Source organism: Streptomyces sp. NPDC058701 (assembly GCF_042715295.1).
Taxonomy (GTDB): domain Bacteria; phylum Actinomycetota; class Actinomycetes; order Streptomycetales; family Streptomycetaceae; genus Streptomyces.
This window is the reverse complement of sequence record NZ_JBHXSY010000128.1, coordinates 1-2,773: the sequence shown is the minus strand read 5'-3', so window position 1 is coordinate 2,773 and position 2,773 is coordinate 1. Positions and strand designations below refer to the sequence as shown.

2 protein-coding genes and 1 pseudogene are annotated in these 2,773 nt (G+C 63.8%); 2 read left to right on the top strand and 1 reads right to left on the bottom strand.

The genetic code is table 11. The features are described from left to right. Positions 1 to 101 precede the first annotated feature (101 nt). Positions 102 to 951: pseudogene (locus ACFWW8_RS38440) on the top strand (IS5 family transposase). 61 nt (positions 952 to 1,012) lie between these two features. On the opposite strand, the gene ACFWW8_RS38435 reads toward ACFWW8_RS38440, so the two are convergent. Beyond that, on the bottom strand, positions 1,013 to 1,735 hold the full coding sequence (locus tag ACFWW8_RS38435) for a hypothetical protein (protein WP_386537552.1): 723 nt from the start codon (positions 1,733 to 1,735) through the stop codon (positions 1,013 to 1,015). A gap of 698 nt (positions 1,736 to 2,433) precedes the next feature. Here ACFWW8_RS38435 and ACFWW8_RS38430 point away from each other — a divergent pair. Next, complete coding sequence (locus ACFWW8_RS38430) at positions 2,434 to 2,646, top strand: hypothetical protein (protein ID WP_386537555.1); 213 nt, start codon at positions 2,434 to 2,436, stop codon at positions 2,644 to 2,646. Positions 2,647 to 2,773: the final 127 nt, after the last annotated feature.

Genomic DNA, 2,773 nt, shown 5'->3' with positions numbered 1-2,773 from the left:
GTCTCATCTGCTGGAGACGCCTCAAGAAACACGATTCATGATCGTGTTACGAGCTTTTAGGCACTGTCTTCAAAGGGTTCTGATGGGGAATCATGTGTTGCATGGTGCGTCGTCATGAGCTGTCGGATCTGGAGTGGGAAGCGTTGTCCGCGCTGTTGCCGCGGTCGTCGTCGGGGCGGCCGCGGCTGGATGACCGGCGGGTGCTGAACGGGATCGTGTGGAAGCTGCGGACGGGTACGGCGTGGCGTGATGTGCCGGCACGGTACGGGCCATGGCGGACTCTGTACACGCGTTTCCGCAGGTGGGCGCTGGACGAAACGTTCACACGGATGCTGGCCGCGGTGCAGGCGGAGAGAGACGCGGCCGGTGACATCGACTGGCTGGTGTCGGTCGACTCCACGGTCGCGCGGGCCCATCAGCATGCCGCCGGCGCCCGCAAAATGGGGCAGGGCAGGGGGACGAAGTATGTGATCACGCCCTCGGGTGATCCCGAGGCGGACTGACCACGAAAATCCACCTCGCCTGCGACGGTCGCGGCCGTCCGCTCGGCTTCGTCCTCACCGGCGGCAACGCCGCCGACTGCACTCGCTTTGAGGAGGTCATGGACACCATCAAGGTCCGCCGGCCCGGGCCCGGCCGGCCTCGCACCCGCCCTAATTATGTCTTGGGCGACAAGGGCTACAGCTCCCGCAAAATACGCGCCTACCTGCGTAAACGCGCAAATCGGTCACAGCATCCCCGAACGCCGTGACCAGCGCGCCAACCCATCCCGTCGAGGCCGTGCCGGAGGCAGATCGTGCGTCTTCGACAAGCTGCTCTACAAGAAGCGCAACGTGCTGCTTCAATCGCCTTAAACCGTTCCGGGCGATCGCCGCTCGCTATGACAAAACCCGCGAGTCCTACCAGGCAGCCATAGCCATCGCGTCCCTATTCCTTTGGCTAAAACCCTAGGCGCTCCCTGTAGTAACGAGACGCAGGTCCGTCGGCCGTCGAGGCGTGCATTGCAGGACTGCTACCTGACCCGGACTGGGGTCACCGTCCAGGTCAGCTTGACCTTGCCAGTCCCCGTCTGCTTCCACATGTTGAAGGTCTGCGTCTGAGTCTCCGCCGCATTGAACGTGAACTGGTGGGTGAGCTGACCTATCTCGTCGTCTCCCCACATGTCGTCGTGGTCCCAAAGGTTCATACTGATGAGGTACGTATCGCCGCTCGTCAGCTCCGGGACCGTCAGCGTGTCCACCTTCTTACCCGCTTGCCAGACGGCCCTGGTCGCGAAGTAGTCCATCTGTTCTTCGCTGTCGCCGAGCCCGAGCCCGCCCTCGAAGGTCTTGGCACCGCCGTTGGTACCTTGCCCGAGAGTGCCGATTCCATGAGCGCCAGCCTTGAAAGTGCGGTAGCAGCCGCGCCAGTCGACACAGTCGCCGAACCACTGGTCTCCGGATCCCGGCTCACCCTTCCAGCGTTCGGTGGTTAGATATGCTTTCTCACGGGTGCCGTTCATCCGGTAGCTTCCGTGCGGCGTTGTGGCGCCGAACGATCCGTACATCTCGACATTGTCGCACCCGACCGCCTCAAGGAAGTCGCAGTCATGAAGTTCCGACAAATCGACGCCCTGGAACTTTACCTGGAGGTCATACAGCGGCGGCAGAGCCTCAGCCGCCTGTGCAGGACCGATCGTGAAGAATGATCCGGCGAGCGCCGCAACCGCAGCTGCAGCGCGCAGAATGTTTCGCATGTAATCTCCAAGCCTCTCGGGTCAGCACCTGCAGTTTCGCACCCTCCGCTCGACGCGCGGTAAGTATTCTCTCCTCCAATAGGGGCAACATCGTCTCGTCGATTCACATTTCTCATCATCTCTTCCGAGACGGCGCGCGTCGGCCGGACCAAGCCACGCGTTCCTCGGCGACGGTCCCGCTGGATGCGATCCGCCATCTTGTGGACGACAACATCGACCTGGGCAACCCGATCGCAACTTTGCCGCCATCATCGAACGGCCTGGGCGCATGTCCTGGGGTGGAGCCACAGTCCGCTAGATTGATGACCTGCACCTGCTGGCGTCGTCGTCCGGTCTCCTCCTGCACCAGCCCGTAAATGCATAAGCGGTCCAACTGACCGGAGCGGTCCGCTTCGGTGAGTCGCTGGCGACGCCGCGCACGCACGCCCCCAGTACTCCAGTGAAACTTCGTGTCCTGAGCTGGTTCCTCTCCTGTAGTGGCAGTGCCGGGCGGTTGTTTGGGGTTGTCGTCGCCAGGTGGACCAGTTCAGTGCGTGGTCTCGGGGAGGGCTGTGGGGTCGGGGGCGGGGCCAGAGAGTGTCCAGGAGTCGGCGGATCTCCGCCACGGTGAGAGTGACGAAGCCGCTGTTGGGGTCGTTTCTGCAGCCCCCTTTACCGCTTCGTCCGCGGCCAGGGCGGCGAGGAATGCATGAGCGAGCATGGCCAGGGTGATGTGCCGGTACCAGCCGGTCCTGGACGTCCCCCGCATCGCCTTCGCCGACTCCTCCATGCTCAACCTGCTCGTCCGCATGCTGCACACCGGCCGCCTGGTCAGCCCGGTGCCCGTGCAGCTGGGCCGTCTCCTGGACCTCACCCAGGTCCGCGACCTGCTCCCCACCGCGGACGGCATCGATGCAGCGCGCACCGTGTAGAGGGAGCCGGCGCCCGGCACCCGTCCTCGCCACGCCCGCAGCGACCAGGTCGACTCCACCGCCGTGCCGTTCTACTGAGGATTTCGGGTTGTCGTCGGTGGTGACGGTTCATGATCCCTGCGGTATG

Coding starts and splice junctions, on each gene's coding strand:
- ACFWW8_RS38430 (WP_386537555.1), top strand. CDS start 2,434: ATGGCCAGGGTGATGTGCCGGTACCAGCCGGTCCTGGACGTCCCCCGC.
- ACFWW8_RS38435 (WP_386537552.1), bottom strand. CDS start 1,735: ATGCGAAACATTCTGCGCGCTGCAGCTGCGGTTGCGGCGCTCGCCGGA.